We start from the raw sequence: 17,195 nt of genomic DNA on the forward strand, positions 1-17,195 counted from the left end.
TGGTCTAACCGGTTCACTCCGGAAACCAGTAATTCGGATGACTCTTCATAACGGCATCTGCACCTTGATCTTCGCTGACGTCGGTGAAGAGTGCCTCCAGCCGCTCATCTTCACTCCGCGCTGTATCCGTAAGGATTTGCTTAAAGCCATCAAATTCAAAGAAGTTCGATCCGATACCCCACATGAAATACAGGAATTTCGCCTGGTTAGTCGGCTTGTGAATATTGAATTTTTTAGCGATTTCCCTGCCATTCAGCGTCATCGTATACAGCGTTTCCGGCGTATGCCCTTGCTTGTGTTCCGGCAGCGATGCTTCCATCACCTCGTCGACAAACCATCGGGAGAAGTCTTTATCGCTCATCAAATGCGATTCCATTTGCAGGTCGTCAAAGTGCCACATGCGTTGGGCTCTCCTTATGTGATGGTGTGACAGGCAAGACCAGTTGCGCCACATGCAATTTATTCGTGTCATGGGTGTAATACATCAATCGCTCTGGCTCATCCGTGGTTTCCGCATATACCGCATAAAGTGGGGCAAAGAATGCCGCCAACTGTTCCTGCGTCAGGCGTGGAATAAACTGGTTAAACGTCTTAGGCTGATAGAAACGGAAAAAGTAGGTTTTTCCACCATTAGTCACTTTGGTGAATTTTTTGAAATGCCTGACCAGTGGTATCAGTGACAAGGAGCTGCGCACGATGATTCCCCACTGCCGCATATAGCCGTCTGCCAGCCACCAGTCCAGCACATCGCTGTGCGCATCAACCTGCACTAGGTAAGGTGCGACATGGCCGAGATTATCCAGAACGGACACATCGAATAACGAGCGGTAGATCGGTGCAAAACCCTCCAGGCAGACAGCAATGTCTGGACTGGCTGCTGCATTCAGTAACAGATAGGTGTGTAACGTTTTTTCCTGGTCATCTTCATGGATCATTGCAGGCGTGAATACCGTTGTTTTCAGGCTATCACTCACCGCGTCATACGGATTTTCCAGCATGGTTAGCTCCCTGCTTATTTCTTTTTGTACGGGCATTCTTCCGAGAATGGTTTATCACTGCTCAGTGCTGCGGCTTGTTCTGCCGCTCCACCGGACATATCAATTGATGAGGCTTTCATCTTGATTGTCTTCGCCTTGATGGTGATACCGCTGTCATCAATAGTGATCGAACCCCCTGGACCACCGATGACGACTTTCTCTTTGGCATACAGCGTATGTTTCAATGTCCGGGAGAAAATAGAGCCTTTGGTTTCGATGTCATATTTATCGCCAACCAACAGTTTCAATACCTGACCGACGGACAGTGTCTGGGTGTGGCCCACCAGCGTATTTTTATAAAGCCCGACCTGTTCGGTACTGGCAATTCCTGTTGTATCCGAACGAAACTTTTCGACTACCGTATTAAAAATACCAGAGCCCGGCATCAGGCTGGAAAGTAGCCCGGCCAGAGATGTGCCTTTCGATACCATATCCACGCCAGCGTTGGACCTGAAGCCGCCTGCATCAGTAAATGATTTTCCTGCTGTCAATGACAGGGTTTCTGCGGCTGCACCGACTTTATTGATGTCATCCGCAAACTGTTCCACACCCGGCTCACCAACCTTGGCCGATTCTTTCTTCATAAACTTGCCGCTATTGGATATCAGGCTGAACAATCCCCCTAACAGTCCGAGCCCTTGTCCTCCTACCGTCAGATTCATATTACCGCCGACACGGTGCTGGTGATGCTTACCGATTTCTGTACTTCGGTTTTCTCCAATGCTTTCCACCGCACTGGAATCCACCCGTGTCGTCATGTCGTGCAATATCTTCACTGACATATCCTTCTGGGCATGAATATGAATATTCTCCTGCCCTGACTCATCCTCAAAAGAGAGCTCGTTGTATCCGCTCCCACGGTGGGAGTCTGAGCGAATAACCGTTTTGGTTTTATGTTCCGGCAGGGTATACGGAGACGGGTTGGTGGCGTGAAAAGTGCGCCCGGTGACGATGGGCTGGTCCGGGTCGCCTTCCAGAAAGCTCACCACCACCTCATGACCGATGCGCGGAATGGCAATCAGGCCGTACTGGCCACCGGCCCAGCCCTGACTGACCCGCACCCAGCACGAACTCTGGTCGTCGCTGGCACCGTAGCGGTCCCACGGGAACTGCAGCTTCACCCGGCCAAACTCGTCGCAGTAAATCTCTTCGCCCGCCGGGCCGACCACGGTGGCAATCTGCGGGCCGTCCACCATCGGCTTGTACGGCATAGCCGCACGCCAGGTGGTGGTGGCCTTCACCACCTCGAAACTGTTGCTGAGGGTGGTCGGCTCGCCGCCGCTCTCTTCCTCCAGCGCCTGCGGCTGCTGGCCACTGTGGGTCACCGCCACCACCTGCCAGGCCAGGTTGAATGCCGGGTTCGGGTGCTCGGTGAGGGTAAAGGTGCTGCCCGGCCTCAGTTCGGCGGCGTTGGATTCACCCGCCCCGGTCATCGCCCCGGCACGCAGCGCATCCAGCCGGTAGCCGGTAAACGCCTTGCCGCTCGGGTCCTGCTTGAAGCGGCCGGGGTAATCAAAGTGCTGGTAGGATTCGCGCTGGTGGTCCAGCTCGCTGCTCATCCTGTTATGCAGCAGCCCGTAGGCCGGGGTCTTGAAGCTGTAATCCTTCAGCGCCACCTCAGCGGTACTGACTGCTTCGGCATAACGGAAACGGCGCACATACGCCCCTTCGCTCAGCCCCTGCGTGGCGAGATTGAAGAACAGCTCCGGGCCTTTGGTCAGCGCACCGGCGTCATCGGCAAACACCACCCGGTGCTTGCCGGCTTCGAATTCGTGGAAGTAGAACAGCCCTTCTTCTGCTGCCAGCCGGTTGATGAACGCCAGGTCGCTTTCGCGGTACTGCACGCAGTACTCGCGCACCGCGTGGTCGTGGCGCAGGGCAAAGGCAAAATCGCTGATACCGGCTTCCTGCAACAGTTCGGTGATGATCTCATCCGGTTTTTTGGTCTGGAAGATGCGGGCGTTGGTGCGCAGACCGAGCCGCCACAGCGCCGGGCGTACCTCGGCCTGGTAGCGGGTGCGGCGAAAACCGGTGTCGCCCTGGGCAAAGCGGCTGACGATACCGCTGACCCGGCGCTGCAGTTCGCCTTCGTACCACACCAGCAGCTCGCACGGCTGGTCCAGCACCGCGCCAAAGTCGATATCCGCCTGACTGCTGGCAAGGCTCAGCGACAGCGCAAACGGCTGGTTCAGCGCCTCGCTCAGCTCAAAATCCACCACCGCGAAGGTGGTGTCCGCCAATGCGCCGATTTTCACGGTAAACTGCAATCCTGTACTGTTGGCCACCCTGTTTCCTCCTTTCCCCGGCTCCATAGCTACCGCACACCCGGTCTGTGCCGAGTGTCAGTGCACTATCACAATGAATGCGCCTGCACTCAGCGATAGGCACACCATCGCTCAGCACAGACAAAAACAGAAAAACCCGGACCGGGGTCCGGGTTGATGGCAATTACGCTTCGATCGGCGCGCGCCAGTCGTCAGAGCCGGAAGTCCCGGCCACGGTGTGTTCCCAGTCGATCTTGCGGTACGCCAGCGACACTTCGATCAGCTGGGTGTAATCCTGCTTGGACGGGTCCTGGCAATGCGGCATCTGGTTGTTGATGTCGACAATGGTGGCGTCGGTCAGTTTGGTGGTGAAGAAGTGCTCCTGCTTGCCTTCGACAGAGGTGCGGTACCACTTCAGGGTCACGGTCGGCAGCATTTCGCCGGAGGCCAGCGCGTTATACAGCAGCGGGACGGCTTTGTTCAGCGCGACGGTGAACTTGAACGGCTTGTGTACGCGCTGACCGGCAGGCTGGCCGGACTGCGGGTCGGTCGGGACGGTGACGATGTGTTTGAATTCCTGCACCAGCATCTCGTCTTCGTGACCCTGCACGTAGATGTTACCGACGGAGTCGGAAGTAAAGGCACCGGCGGTGATATTGCCCTGAGTTTTACCTTCGATGCTGATATAACATGGGGTTGGCATAGTCTTGCTCCTTGTTGTTGAACGATTAGATGTGACTTCACTGTTCATAAAGCAATGACTATGCCAACTTTTATTGCATTGTTTTTAAAGGGAAAAATAATATCGTCATTTTCCCTAAGTCAAATTTGAGCAAAAAATTGCGCAGACCTCCCGAAAAAACGGCATCCATTGCGCAAACAGGGATTTATGCTGGAAAGTGAGCAAGAAGTTGCGCAGATTTTGTATTTATTCTGTTGGTGGTTGTTTTGTGAGCGTTAGATGCCTATTTTTATGTGACAACTATCACGTAATGTGTTCTGTGCGACCGCGGCGCTCTGACGGAGGGATAGGCTTGGGGCGAGGCAGGCAGGATGAAAAGTGAACTACAGACCAATGGTCCCCAATGCTGCGGCAGGGTGTTAACCACACCCGAGATTTTCAACTGCCATGGCGAAATCATGGCGCGAAATGCTCGTAACGGTGAGGCGGTAAAATTGCAGACGTGAAAAATGAAACTGCGTGGTATCTTTCTGAAAACCGTCCATGACCTAAATTCGGCAATCCGCTATAATGAAATCTGATTGACAATTAGCCTGAAAACGTCGACGCCCCGCAAATTGCTCCATCTTCCGCGTCAGCCAAAGATGTATGCGTTTGACGGTAAAAGCGACGGTATCGGCCCCAGATCAATCACCATCAAACCCTTTAAACATGCGGGTTGCGAAGTCTGTTGATAATCGAGTGGGAATAAGTTTTTAGCATCCACTGAGTTCCACTAACGTCTAAAATCGCCAGTAAAGTCATGTGCTTTCTGGCGATTTTTGTTTTCTGACGTCTATCAAAAGCTACGCAATTCCAGCCATTTTTACGGTGGTTGTTCACGGTAAAAAAGAATCGGCAGAGGAAGGGGCGGTATGTTAGCGGAGATGAAGAACTGGGGTTAAAATGACTACCGTGACAGCTTTACCATCGGCTCGCTTATGAATGTGGTGAATAGCACTATCCAATCGGTGCAAAAGCAAGGGCTGTCGCTAAGGGATTTCACCATCCATGATCTGCGCTGCACCGCCGCCTCCACATATCTACAATGAAGCCGGATCTAATACGGACTAGATTGAAAAAGCCTTGCCCACGAATAGCGCGGCGTTCGGGCGGTTTACAACAAGGCGGAGTACATCGAGCAACGCCGGAAAATATTGCAGGATTGGGCGGATATGGTTGATGGGTGGATTGTGAACGAAAAGTAAGTATGTGATGACCGAGTCTATTTGGGGTGTAATTTGAGGTAGCATTTCAGAGAAAAAATTATTTATTCTTTAAAATCAGATCAGTAGTTAAGTTATACAACTATTGATCTGATTTCTATATTAATTCATAGAGGTTATTAGCGAAAACTGCTTTTTTTTCGTTGTTCAGCAGCATATGAGTGGAAGGTCGGGTGAATTTGCCAAGAATATTGTTGTAATTCATTAAACTTGGCCATGTCAACAAGTTTAGGGTAATCATTATAGTTGAAATGGGTATATTCGTCCAATGAGTCTAATCTAGGATTGATAAAACATGCCATATGAAGCAATCGAAGCAATTCTATAGCAAATTCATTTGTGGGTTGCATTGCAATTCCATCAATTTGCGTTGCTCTTCTGCTTGGTGTTTTTTTTAGCAATTCAATAACCTCCTTAAATGAATATGTATTTTTTTCTGTTAAATCGTCAATGGTTTCTTTAATTTGTGGACAAATTTGACCGTATTCGTCAACAATATTATCTATTCTTTGTGCCCCATATTCGTAAAGAATTGCATGGGCTTGAGAGTCTCCTATAACATTACTTCCTGAAGATTTTGCTTCAGAAATTAACATTTGGACAGCTTTAACTAAATCTCGTGGACGATGGCGAGATAGTTTCGCAAGCCATTGATCCCAGTTTCTACGCTCACCTTTCAATCCAGGTAGAGTAATGTTTTTTTGTTGAAAAAAAGTCTTTTGGCCTTGTTGTGAGTTTGCATCTTGAGCAGCAAGATCGACTCTACGATTGAAGATTTTACGTAGTTCCTCTTCACTAAATTTTAACTCATTAATTTGTCCAATTTTATCTTTACGCTCGGTTCCATGTTTATGTGTTTTGGTCATTAAATGCCAAATATCAGTTCTTACTGAAATAACGCATTTGAGAGCACTAATATCTTCAGATAACTCAATTATTGCAGCAATGATAGCCCAACATGCGCCATAATCGAAGAGCCCTTTTGAATTTTTTGCTCCAGCTTCGTCAATATCGTCTATAAATAGCCATAAAGTTTTATTTCTTTCTAATAGGTATTTGTTGACTATATTCGTTAAATTGTTTTTACCTAGCTCTCTTCCTTGAGCATCAAGAAGTGCTTTTGCTACTTTTCCACCATATGGGGTAACTTCAGATAATAGTTTTGAGAATTTAGATATTAAATCTGGTTTCGAAAAGCCTTCATTAATAGCAAGTTTTTGTAGGGCAACAACATCTGAATTAATTGCAATTTCATTTTCATTAGAGAACTTGCCAATTATTCCAGAAATTGAACGCAATATCTGCCCATATGCAATGCTTTTTCTATCTGCAAGAGTTTTTTTGTCTAAAATAGGATCGCACTCTAGATCATTAGGTGTAATGAGTAAAGATAATTCATTGTTTTCTAAATATGCTTCATGTAAAACACTAACGAATATAGACTTACCAACCCCCTTATTTCCTAGAAGAATTACACTTGAGTGGAAATCGAAGCTCATCAGAGAATCCATATTGGCTGGAGGAACAAAAACTTCTCCCCGTATGTCTTTTTCCGATTCTGCGCTTCCGCCTTTAAAATATTTAATTAGATTGGGTAAATATGGCATAGTAATTTTACCTCTTTATATTAAAGGTTTTTAGAGATTAAATAAAAATTTTAATTCGATTCCCAACCCGTCAGCAATAACCCCAATCACTTCCAGCGTCGGATTTCTAACCCCTCGCTCAATCCCACTGATATAGGTGCGATCTAAACCGCACTTGTCAGCGAAAGCCTCTTGGGAGAGTCCAGCCTGTAAGCGAAGTGTTTTTACGCGTTGTCCAAAACGGACGGTGATGTTTTTTGCATTCTCCATGCAGATAAGCATTATCTCTCGTTGCTTATCAGACCACGGACGATGAGTCACATATGTGCTATTTCGTTGACTTAATCGATTAGGCTCAAAAATCAGGCTGGATCGTGGAATGCAAACAGCGTGGGTAGATCGGTATGTAATCCGGTTGCAAGGATATAAAGCACTTCCAGTGTTGGGTTTCTCATCCCTCGCTCAATGCCGCTGATATAAGTACGATCCAGCCCACACTTTTCCGCAAAGGCTTCCTGAGATAGCCCCGCCTGCAATCTGAGCGCCTTAACGCGTTGTCCTAACAGGACTTTGATCGAATCGGATGTTTTCATGTGACAAGCATTCGATTTTGATGCTTATCAGTCCACGGACTATTAGTCACAATTAACGGTTTTTGTGTTAGGATGTGACTTATAGTCAACAGTGAAGGAGGTCGTATGGAGCAACATGACTGGCATCCTGCGGATATCATTGCAGGTTTAAGGAAGAGGGGAACAACGCTGGCGGCGGTTTCGAGAGAAGCGGGGCTAGCCTCGTCTACGTTGGCAAATACGCTGGTGCGGCATTGGCCTAAAGGCGAGCGTTTGATCGCCAACGCGTTGAATAAACGTCCCGAAGAAATCTGGCCTTCAAGGTATCATTACCCCAAGCGCGCACCGAGTGGGGAAGGTCAGTCAGAGTGAAGGCGACTTGCTAGATAAAATTTACACAGATTTTTATGCCGTAATGAGAGGCTTTCCAGGCTCCTGAGCGAATTTTTATAGAACGGAAATCGCTCAGGAGCCAGCAAGCGCAATGCGTTAGCCTCTTGATACCCGAAGGCTATCGCCGAGTCAGTGCATTGTGTCTTTCTCACTCTGCTGAGGTAAGCCGCATCCACGTTACCACGGCCAAAGGTAACTGTGTTCTTAACGTTTGTGAGGTCGCCCAGTGCGATTTGCAATCTGATAGGTGCTTTCTGCGCTAATGATCATCCATTAACGAGAATTAAGGTAACGACCATGTAGTCTCCCAGACCGTATATAGCCTTTATTCAGGATATTCCTGCGCTTTACATACTGCCTGATGTAAGCCTGGTGTAGAGTTACACATTGATAAACTCACGGCTTTCCTTCAATGAGTCAACTTTATGGCTACCTTATTTTCAGCGGAATCCTTGCGGGGGATTACCAACTTTGTGATTGCGGCACAGTCCCGTAGCTTTACTGAAGCTGCCGAACACCTGGGCATTACCAAATCTGCGGTAGGAAAAAGTATCGCCCGGCTTGAAGAAAGACTGGGGACTCAGCTTTTCCACCGTTCCACGCGCAAGCTGAGCCTGACGAGTGACGGAGAGGCTTATCTGAAAAGTTGCCTGTCGGCACTGGATATTCTGGACTCAGCTGAACACGCGCTGTGCAGAAAGCAGGAAGTACCGGCGGGTTCGGTGCGTATAGACATGCCAGCCTCATTTGGCCGAAATCTGATGATGCCGGTGCTGCTGGATGTTCTGGCCCGCTATCCAGCTCTGCGGCTCATTCTTACTTTTAACGATCGGCTGATTGACCCGGTAGAGGAGGGGATTGACCTGATTCTGCGCCTGGGCGAACTGCAAAGTACCGATGAACTGGTTGCCCGGCGTCTCAGTAGACAGCGGCTCATTTTGTGCGCCGCGCCTGCCTACCTTGAACGTTACGGGGAGCCTGCCGATGTGGCGTCTCTGAAAAAGCATCATTGTATTATGGGATATCGGCGGGGCGCGCCGTTAGCCTGGCGTTTCAGAGGGGAAGACCAGCGGGAAATTCGTTTTGTGTCAGCCACGGCCCATGAGATCAGCGACGGGGATGCGAAACTTCAGGCCTGTCTGGCTGGCGCGGGGATAGCTCAGTTCCCGGAGGCGATGGTTATCCAAGCTCTTGAGCGGGGCCTTCTTGTTCCCCTTTTGGCTGAATACACTCCCGAGCCTGTCGAACTGAATATCGTCTGGCCCAGAACAAAACACCTCTTTCCAAAAATACGGCTTATCGTCGATGAGCTACTGAAACACGCGGAAGGTGGACACTTCGGATCGCTAAGGTAGAAATTATATCTACGCTCAGGCGATTTTGAGGGTGTTTATCGCCTTTACATAAACTTCTACTCTGTATTTCCGTTTCTGCTTGCACCGATACGCAGGTTTACCGGTATGTCCCCCTGCGTGCCGGTGCAGGCAGTTTTTTTCTGAACAGGATATGTGTTATGCCATTAGCGCTTCTGGCGCTGGCGATAGGTGCATTCGGTATTGGAACCACCGAATTCATTATTGCTGGCCTTCTCCCCGTTATCGCCAACGAATTTAGCGTCAGTATTCCCGTTGCGGGCAATCTGGCAACCGCTTATGCGTTGGGGGTGTTTGTTTTCGCCCCGGCGCTGATTGTTTTGGGAGCTAACGTCCCGCGAAAAGCCATGCTCGTTTTTCTGATGTTGCTGTTTGTCACGGGTAACCTCATCACCGCCTTTGCCCCTTCCATGAGCATGGCGATTCTGGGCCGAATCATCACCTCTATGACGCACGGTGCCTTCTTTGGTATTGGCTCCATCATCGCCGCAGACATGGTTGCGCCCTCTAAACGTGTCAGGGCCATCGCATTTATGTTTATGGGGCTGACGCTGGCTAACCTGATAGGCGTACCTGCCGGGACGTGGATTGGGCAGCACATTTCATGGCGTGATTCCTTTATGGTTATTGCTGTTATCGGGGTCATCACGGCGATCAGCGTGATGATGCTGATTCCGCATCAGCCCCGGCCGGAGAATCAGAACTTTGCTCAGGAGTTTTATGCCTTTCGTAACGTCAACGTACTGCTGGCAATGGGGATCACCATTTTCGGACCGGGTGCTTTTTTCACCTCGATAACCTACATCGCGCCGATGATGACCGAGCTGGCCGGATACCGTGAAAGCAACCTGGCCTGGCTGATGCTGCTTTTCGGTTTGGGGCTGTTTGTCGGCAACCAACTGGGCGGGCGATATGCCGATCGCGCCTTGATGCCCATGCTTTATGTCACGCTGGCGGCGCAGGCGGTGGTGCTGGCGATTTTTAATTTCAGCGTTCACAGCCAGGTAATCTCTGCTGTCTGTATCTTTCTGATGGCGGCTTTCGGGTTCGCGACCGTTTCACCTATCCAGAAACTGGTTATGGATAAAGCCCGAGCGGCCGGTGCACCGACGCTCGCCTCCGCCGTCAATATTGGGCTTTTCAACCTTGGGAACGCCGTTGGTGCGTGGCTTGGCGGAGCCGTTATCACCGCCGGTTTTGGTTTGCAGTCGCCGAACTGGGCCGGTGCGGTGCTGTCTGCCATCGCGCTTATCCTGGCCGTTTTATCCGGCCTGACGGATAAAACAGGCCATACAGCCGAGCAGTACTGAAAACGCTGACTCTGGCGCGGATTGACGAATATTGGCGCGCATTGCATGTCACCTGGCGCGGATGGCGAGTGTCCTGGCGCGTATGACAGGAGAGAATGTCCTCAGCGTTTGCTGACTGACACGCGGCCATCTGGCGCTGCATCAAACTATGAGGAATGCATCATGCTCGACATTGATAAAACCAAGCCCGTTCTGGTGACTGGCGCAACGGGCTATGTCGCGGGCTGGCTTGTTAAACGCCTGTTGGAAGAAGGCGTCACCGTTCACGCCGCCGTGCGAGATCCGAACGATGTCAGGAAGACTGGACATCTGAATGATATGGCGACAGGTCAGCCGGGTACGCTTCGCTTCTTCAAGGCGGACTTGCTTGAGCCGGGGTCGTATGCGCAAGCCATGAAGGGGTGCGGTATCGTGTTTCATACCGCATCCCCGTTTAAGCTCGATATTCATAATCCCCAGAAAGAGCTGGTTGATCCGGCACGGCTTGGGACGCGAAACGTGCTGGAAACCGTCAACAAGGTTGAGTCAGTCAGGCGTGTTGTGCTGACCAGCAGTTGTGCGGCGATTTACGGCGATAATGCCGATATCGAAAAGACGCCGAATCACATTCTGACGGAGGATATCTGGAATACCAGTTCGTCGCTGCAACATGTTCCCTATTCTTATTCAAAGACCGTTGCAGAGCGTGATGCCTGGGATATCGCCACAAAACAGTTGCGCTGGGATTTGGTTGCCATCAATCCCAGCCTGGTTATCGGTCCGGGAACCAATCCACATGGCACCTCGGAGAGCTTCAATGTGGTGCGGCAGTTAGGGAACGGGCGAATGAAAGCCGGTATTCCCGATATCGGCTGTGGTGTGGTGGATGTGCGGGATCTGGCCGAGGCGCACCTGCGGGCGGCTTACCTGCCCGATGCCAAAGGGCGGTTCATCGTTTCCGGGCACAATACTTCGCTTCCTGACATTGCCCGCGCGCTGTTGCCGAAGTATCAGGCGTACCCCATTCCGCGCCGTATCCTGCCTAAATGGCTGGTCTGGCTGGTTGCTCCGTTAGCTGACAAGAGCACCACGCGTAAGTTCGTGTCTCGCAACGTTGGATATTCATGGCGGGCGGATAATCAGAAAAGTGTTCGCGAGCTGATGATGGTTTACCGGCCATTACAGATATCGATTCAGGATATGTTTCAGCAGATGATCGATAGCCACCAGATTACTGAGTAGTAGTATCTGCGGTTTGGAGAGAGCAGAGATGAAACGCGCTACGCACTTTTACGTTCAGCCCGGCTGGCGATTACTGATGTGTGATATGGGATTCAATCCCGATCACGTGCTGCGTCTGGCCGGTCTTCCGGCGGATTTGTTTGCCCGTAAAGAGGCAAGCATCACCGCCGCACAATATTTTCAGTTGTGGCAAGCCCTTGAGGATTCCGCTGGGGATGTTGCGTTGCCGTTTCGGGTTGGGCAGGCGATTTCCGTCGAAGCGTTCGATCCTCCGATTTTTGCGAGCCTGTGCAGCCCCAATCTCAACGTCGCCATGCAACGCCTTTCAGCGTTCAAGAGACTTGTCGGCCCGTTGATCCTGACGGTCGATATCAGCCCTGTGCAGACCTCTGTAACACTGGAGTGCTACGGGAACGAGGGCCAGATGCCGAAAAGCCTGGCGCTCGGCGAGCTGGTCTTCATCACGCAACTGGTGAGGCTTGGCACGCGTCATCGGGTGGTGCCGCGAGAGGTGATTTTACCGGCTATACCGGAGCACCTTGATGACTATGCCGATTATTTCGGGGTATTGCCGCGTAAAGGGGCGGCGATCCGCGTTGCTTTTTCGAGTCAGGATGGCGTCCGGCCGTTTCTTACCGAGAATGAACCAATGTGGACGTATTTCGAACCCGGCTTACGTAAGCGGCTGTCGTCGCTGGACACGATGGCGACAATGTGCGACCGCGTTAAGGCGATGCTGCTTGAAGGGTTGCCTGCCGGGGAGTACTCACTCGACGTCGTGGCGAAACGTTTGGCGGTGAGTCGGCGCTCGTTACAGCGACAACTGAGTGAAGAATCGACCAGTTTCACCGAGGTTCTGAACCTCACCCGTCAGCAGCTGGCGCAACACTACCTCGGCCACCTTAGTATTTCGCAAGGTGAAATTGCTTTTCTGCTTGGATTTCAGGATGCCAATTCGTTTATCCGCGCCTTCAAGGTGTGGACGGGCGTGTCTCCGGGGGAGTTTCGGTATCGCGTGGCCGTTGGCGCGGCGAAGAATGCTGGATAACAGCCCGGTTGCACCGCGGCAACCGGGTTTATACCTTGTCTGACGAGGGCGACGGCGTTATTACACCACGCGTCGCCCCGATGTAGACTGTTCGGTATCGGTTATTTTTCAATCAGGCTGGGGATAAGGACGTTTGGATTGACATCCTCAGCGTAATCTACCCCGTCAATGTTAAAACCAAACAACCGCAGGAATTCCTCTTTATAACCGGCAAAGTCGGTGACCTGATAAAGATTCTCAGCCGTTACATTGTGCCAGTGTTGGTTGACGTAAGCCTGAATGTCCGAGGCTAATTCTTTATAGTCGGTACGCAGGCGGCCTTCGTCATCAATAACCGGAGAGGTGTTGTACAGTGAATCACTGAACAGCCCGTAAATCTGTTCGATACAGCCTTCATGTGTTCCCTTTTCTTTCATCACTTTGAAAAGTAATGACAAGTACAGCGGCATGATGGGGATCGCCGAGCTGGCCTGGGTAACGACGGCTTTCAATACGGAGACGTAGGCTTCTCCTCCGATATCCGCTAAGGTTTCGCGGATATTTAATACTTTTTTATCCAGGTCTTTTTTAGCCGCACCGATTGAACCATTCCAGTAAATGGCATGAGTGATGTCAGCGCCAAGATAGGTGAACGCCGTTGTTTTGGCTCCCTGAGCCAATACACCGGCATCATTGAGCGCATCGATCCACATTTGCCAGTCTTCGCCCCCCATGACCGCAACCGTATTTTCGATCTCTTCCGGCGTTGCGGCTTCGAGCGCGAACTCTTTCACCAGTTCTTTATCGGTATCAATGCCCGGTAAACGAATGTCGGCACCGATCGGTTTTAACACGGATGAATAGACCTGACCGGTTTTCGGGTGGGTACGTCTGGGCGCGGCGAGGCTGTAAATCACCAGGTCGACCTGGCCGAGGTCACGTTTAATGGTGTCGATGGTTAAGGCTTTTATCTCATCAGAAAACGCATCGCCATTGATGGTTTTGGCATAACGCCCTTTCTCGTGGGCAAACTTTTCAAACGCGGCGGTGTTATACCATCCAGCGGTTCCTGGTTTACTGTCGCTTCCTGGGCGTTCAAATGCGATGCCAAGGGTGTCTGCATCGGCACCAAACGCGGCGGTGATACGTGCTGCCAGGCCATATCCGGTCGAGGCACCGATAACCAGCACTTTTTTGGGGCCATTCGAGACAGGCTTATTGGCGGTAACATAATCGATTTGCTGTTTAACGTTGGCTTCACATCCCGCTGGATGGGCAGTAATGCAGATGAAACCTTTAATCCGTGGTTTGATAACCATAGACGTTCTCCTGATTAATGTAGATATTGTCTTATCACTCAAAAAGAAACCGATAGACGTCATGCTGACAGCATGGCGATAAATAGGGGTTCTTTATTTTTGTAATGAGAATAACGGGTTAATTTATAAATGCTCACTGTGCGCGGGGCCTTGTCTGTCTTGATGGAGCAGAAACCATCGGCCAGGAATAGGTTACGCGCGTCCGCCAGCGTGGGTCGCATTTTAGAACGCCGCCGCCGTGATTGGCTCGTGTATCAACGTCATGTCGAGTTGTTGCATTGCTTTGCATACCAGGGGTTCCCATCGGCGCTCTCAGCGCGTTGAACACGGATAATTGGTCACGGAGTTGCTGGATCGTACCGTGCCGTTTCGTTCGATTCAATGCTCGCCGTGCCATCACGAGGCGTGGAGGCGATGCCATCCTTTGCTGTTGTGATTAGACAGGGCGGCACGGCAGGCTTAATCTGCTGTAATTTCCCTACGTTTCATGGATAAACGTCATCAATGCACTACCTCAAAGTTGTGGGCTTCGTTTTTCTCGGCGTGTTGATCCTGTCGCTTGGGCAAAGCCTGATTCAGGCTACCCGGAGCGAAGATCGATTATCAGGGAAAAGCATCTGGGCGTCGCGGCGCGATTCGGCAGGTGTAGCGCCGGACCCGGCGGCTTTACGCGATACCGCGATCGTACAGGTTTATACCGCGCCCACTTATGGCTGGCGAGGGCTGGTGGCGGTTCACCCCTGGATCATCGTTAAAAAAGCCGGAGAAGCCCGCTACCAGCGTTACGAGGTGATCGGCTGGGGCAGCGATGATGTAGTCCGCCGTAATTATACCGTCCCCGACGGGTTTTGGTTCGGTGCAACGCCGCGGTTGCTGGTTGAGCACCGCGGAGCGAGCGCGGCCGCGATGATCCCGAAAATAGAGGCAGCGATCAAAAGCTACCCCTGGCCGCACACCTATCACGCCTGGCCCGGTCCCAACAGTAATACCTTTATGGCGCATATCGGCCGGGAAGTGCCGGAACTGAAGCTGGATTTGCCCGCCAACGCCATCGGTAAGGATTTTCGGGCGTTAACGCATCCCATCGGGTTGCCGCCCTCGGGCAGAGGTGTACAGGTGTCGCTGTTGGGCGTATTGGGCCTGACGCTGGGTGTGGAGGAGGGGGTTGAGGTCAACATTCTGGGAGCCAATATCGGGGTGGACTTCAATCCACCTGCGCTACGCTTGCCGTTTATCGGCCGTCTTGGATATGACAAGACTACAACGCACGAAGGGTGACAACTATCTTGACGATTACCGGTCATGCCTGATCCCGAATGTATCCATTGCGCATATGTATCAGGAGGCTTTTTTAAGGTGGGCTACCGCAGTACCTCGCGCAATAGCGCTCATAAAAAATCACTTTAAATGAATACTTAAGCATTAACTTATAGATCTGGATCATCTTTTCCTGCTGACAACGCGATTATGTTGGTCATTCCGCCTCGTCGGACGTGATGTAAATCGGGGTGGAAAATCACAGAGTTCAATCGCCAAAGGGAGGGAACATGCTGGATCACTTGAGTATTCCGGTGTCGGATCTGCGTCGTAGTCGGCGGTTTTATGAGCAGGCATTAAAGCCATTAGGGTATGAGCAGGTCAAAGACATGAAATTCGCCGTTAGCTTCGGCGTGTTGATGGGGTACGGTCAGTCTTCCGATCCTGGCGGTGAGTTCTGGATTTTTCAGGGCGAGGTAACGTCGCGTCCGCCGGTGCATTTTGCTTTCAGTGCAGAATCCAGAGCGGAGGTGGATGCGTTTTTCGCCGCAGCGGTGGCGGCGGGCGGCGAGGATAACGGCCAGCCCGGTGTGCGAGCCAAATACCATCCCGATTACTACGCCGCGTTTGTGCGCGACCCAGACGGTTACAACATCGAAGTGCGATTCCCAGCCACCGGTGGTGACCAGCAACATGGCGTGTTTACCTCGCATTGATCCCTCCCCGTAGCGATCTCCCCAGCATGTTTTCGAATGCTCCCCAACGCCATAGGCCAAACCGTAGGCGTATACCCGGTCGATCGAGCCTTTATGGCGAGTCAACCATTCTGCTGCCGGTACTGAGCCAGTTACATACCCGGCTGGCGATTCTGGAAACGTCGCCGTAAACAGCAACACGGCCTGTGTTTTCACCATCAGCGGCAGATAGGTCGCTACAGTGGCAAGACACATCATAAGCCTTGTCCTGAAGAGGCAACGCAGTACGAATTATTTTGGGCATGAAATCACACTTCTCGCTATAAAAATGAGTTAATTAAAATTTTAATTATTGCTTAATTTGTTTAAGTGATTGTTTTTCATTAAGTAATGATGCTGATTTTTCATGATGATATCAGGCTAAATATAAGTTCATTTTTATTGAACTTATATTCAAGTCAGCATCATTGTCGGTATTTATTTTTAAATGGATAGTAAATAAAAACAGGAGGGAATATGGATTCAAATCTCGATCTCTACATAGAAAAATCAACAGGTCTATCAACGCCAGAATTATCAGATGCGTTAGATTATTTTTCACTGCCTGGTTCATTACTGGGTATCAAGCATATTGCTGGAAATAAAAGGATCGTCGGGACGGCATGGACGGTAAGATATATAGCTGTTGACCCCGATAATATCGGGACGGTTGGCGATTATATCGATGACGTACAATCCGGCGATGTCGTGGTGATTGATAATGCCGGTCGGCTGGATTGTACCGTCTGGGGAGGGATTTTAAGCCAGGTGGCTGCCAGTAAGAACATAGCCGGTACGGTTATTAATGGTGTAAGCCGAGATACTGATGAAGCGAATCAAAGCCAATATCCCATTTACGCCTGCGGCCATTATATGAGAACGGGAAAAGATCGTGTCCAGGTTGCGGCAGTGTGTGAGCCTGTTTGTATTAGTGGTGTCACCATTAAAAATGGGGATGTCATTATCGCGGATATTGATGGGGTAGTGGTTATTGGTCGTCATCATGTAGAGAAAGTTATTGATCGTGCATTACAGATGCAAGCGATTGAAAAAAATATTCTTCAGGATGCACTTTCCGGTATGCGTATTTCAGACGCACGTAAAAAACACCATTACCACTTACTGCAACGAAATCCCAATAAACCTTAATTAAGG

At 50.6% G+C, this 17,195-nt stretch carries 16 protein-coding genes and 1 pseudogene; 8 read left to right on the forward strand and 9 right to left on the reverse strand.

What is annotated here, in order from left to right; genetic code table 11:
• Positions 1–13 precede the first annotated feature (13 nt).
• The 7 genes from OB87_RS11885 to OB87_RS11915 all read right to left on the reverse strand — a co-directional run bounded on the left by OB87_RS11885 (position 14) and on the right by OB87_RS11915 (position 7,427).
• Positions 14–400 carry a hypothetical protein gene (locus tag OB87_RS11885; protein ID WP_033569631.1) on the reverse strand — a complete coding sequence of 129 codons (387 nt, stop codon included), beginning with the start codon at positions 398–400 and terminating at the stop codon, positions 14–16.
• Positions 387–998, reverse strand: a complete 612-nt coding sequence (locus OB87_RS11890; RefSeq protein WP_033569632.1) for a DUF4123 domain-containing protein — start codon at positions 996–998, stop codon at positions 387–389. The genes OB87_RS11885 and OB87_RS11890 overlap by 14 nt, the downstream gene beginning before the upstream one ends.
• Positions 999–1,012: 14 nt before the next feature.
• Positions 1,013–3,322, reverse strand: a complete 2,310-nt coding sequence (locus OB87_RS11895; RefSeq protein ID WP_033569633.1) for a type VI secretion system Vgr family protein — start codon at positions 3,320–3,322, stop codon at positions 1,013–1,015.
• Between the two features lie 163 nt (positions 3,323–3,485).
• Positions 3,486–4,004 carry an Hcp family type VI secretion system effector gene (locus OB87_RS11900; RefSeq protein WP_012883992.1) on the reverse strand — a complete coding sequence of 173 codons (519 nt, stop codon included), beginning with the start codon at positions 4,002–4,004 and terminating at the stop codon, positions 3,486–3,488.
• Positions 4,005–5,367: 1,363 nt separating this feature from the next.
• Positions 5,368–6,855 (reverse strand): P-loop ATPase, Sll1717 family, encoded by a 1,488-nt coding sequence (locus tag OB87_RS11905; protein WP_050515700.1) that lies wholly within the window; start codon positions 6,853–6,855, stop codon positions 5,368–5,370.
• A gap of 30 nt (positions 6,856–6,885) precedes the next feature.
• Positions 6,886–7,104 carry a helix-turn-helix domain-containing protein gene (locus OB87_RS11910; RefSeq protein ID WP_033569677.1) on the reverse strand — a complete coding sequence of 73 codons (219 nt, stop codon included), beginning with the start codon at positions 7,102–7,104 and terminating at the stop codon, positions 6,886–6,888.
• A 92-nt stretch (positions 7,105–7,196) separates the two neighbouring features.
• Positions 7,197–7,427 carry a helix-turn-helix domain-containing protein gene (locus OB87_RS11915; protein ID WP_033569634.1) on the reverse strand — a complete coding sequence of 77 codons (231 nt, stop codon included), beginning with the start codon at positions 7,425–7,427 and terminating at the stop codon, positions 7,197–7,199.
• Positions 7,428–7,532: 105 nt separating this feature from the next.
• On the opposite strand from OB87_RS11915, the gene OB87_RS11920 reads away from it, so the two are divergent.
• The 5 genes from OB87_RS11920 to OB87_RS11940 all read left to right on the forward strand — a co-directional run bounded on the left by OB87_RS11920 (position 7,533) and on the right by OB87_RS11940 (position 12,751).
• Positions 7,533–7,778, forward strand: a complete 246-nt coding sequence (locus OB87_RS11920) for a helix-turn-helix domain-containing protein (protein ID WP_033569635.1) — start codon at positions 7,533–7,535, stop codon at positions 7,776–7,778.
• Between the two features lie 446 nt (positions 7,779–8,224).
• Positions 8,225–9,154 (forward strand): LysR family transcriptional regulator, encoded by a 930-nt coding sequence (locus OB87_RS11925; protein WP_033569636.1) that lies wholly within the window; start codon positions 8,225–8,227, stop codon positions 9,152–9,154.
• A 158-nt stretch (positions 9,155–9,312) separates the two neighbouring features.
• Entirely contained in the window at positions 9,313–10,482 is a 1,170-nt protein-coding gene (locus OB87_RS11930) for an MFS transporter (RefSeq protein WP_033569637.1), read from the forward strand.
• A gap of 162 nt (positions 10,483–10,644) precedes the next feature.
• Positions 10,645–11,703: an NAD-dependent epimerase/dehydratase family protein gene (locus OB87_RS11935; protein ID WP_033569638.1), complete on the forward strand. Its 1,059-nt coding sequence runs from the start codon at positions 10,645–10,647 to the stop codon at positions 11,701–11,703.
• Positions 11,704–11,731: 28 nt separating this feature from the next.
• Positions 11,732–12,751: an AraC family transcriptional regulator gene (locus tag OB87_RS11940; RefSeq protein WP_033569639.1), complete on the forward strand. Its 1,020-nt coding sequence runs from the start codon at positions 11,732–11,734 to the stop codon at positions 12,749–12,751.
• Between the two features lie 101 nt (positions 12,752–12,852).
• Here OB87_RS11940 and fabV read toward each other — a convergent pair whose 3' ends face one another.
• Positions 12,853–14,049 carry an enoyl-ACP reductase FabV gene (fabV, locus tag OB87_RS11945; RefSeq protein ID WP_033569640.1) on the reverse strand — a complete coding sequence of 399 codons (1,197 nt, stop codon included), beginning with the start codon at positions 14,047–14,049 and terminating at the stop codon, positions 12,853–12,855.
• A gap of 504 nt (positions 14,050–14,553) precedes the next feature.
• On the opposite strand from fabV, the gene OB87_RS11950 reads away from it, so the two are divergent.
• Together OB87_RS11950 and OB87_RS11955 are read left to right on the forward strand one after the other, a co-directional pair.
• On the forward strand, positions 14,554–15,327 hold the full coding sequence (locus tag OB87_RS11950; RefSeq protein WP_033569641.1) for a DUF3750 domain-containing protein: 774 nt from the start codon (positions 14,554–14,556) through the stop codon (positions 15,325–15,327).
• 269 nt (positions 15,328–15,596) lie between these two features.
• The gene (locus tag OB87_RS11955; protein ID WP_050515701.1) at positions 15,597–16,022 is read left to right on the forward strand and encodes a VOC family protein; all 426 of its coding nucleotides are present in this window, start codon (positions 15,597–15,599) and stop codon (positions 16,020–16,022) included.
• Here OB87_RS11955 and OB87_RS19890 read toward each other — a convergent pair.
• Positions 15,963–16,115: pseudogene (locus tag OB87_RS19890) on the reverse strand (NAD(P)H-dependent oxidoreductase); the annotation flags it as partial. The gene OB87_RS11955 and the pseudogene OB87_RS19890 sit on opposite strands and share 60 nt — an antisense overlap.
• A 402-nt stretch (positions 16,116–16,517) precedes the next feature.
• On the opposite strand from OB87_RS19890, the gene OB87_RS11960 reads away from it, so the two are divergent.
• The gene (locus tag OB87_RS11960) at positions 16,518–17,189 is read left to right on the forward strand and encodes an RraA family protein (protein ID WP_033569642.1); all 672 of its coding nucleotides are present in this window, start codon (positions 16,518–16,520) and stop codon (positions 17,187–17,189) included.
• Positions 17,190–17,195 lie beyond the last annotated feature (6 nt).

Source organism: Dickeya undicola (genome assembly GCF_000784735.1).
GTDB classification, from domain to species: Bacteria; Pseudomonadota; Gammaproteobacteria; order Enterobacterales; family Enterobacteriaceae; genus Dickeya; species Dickeya undicola.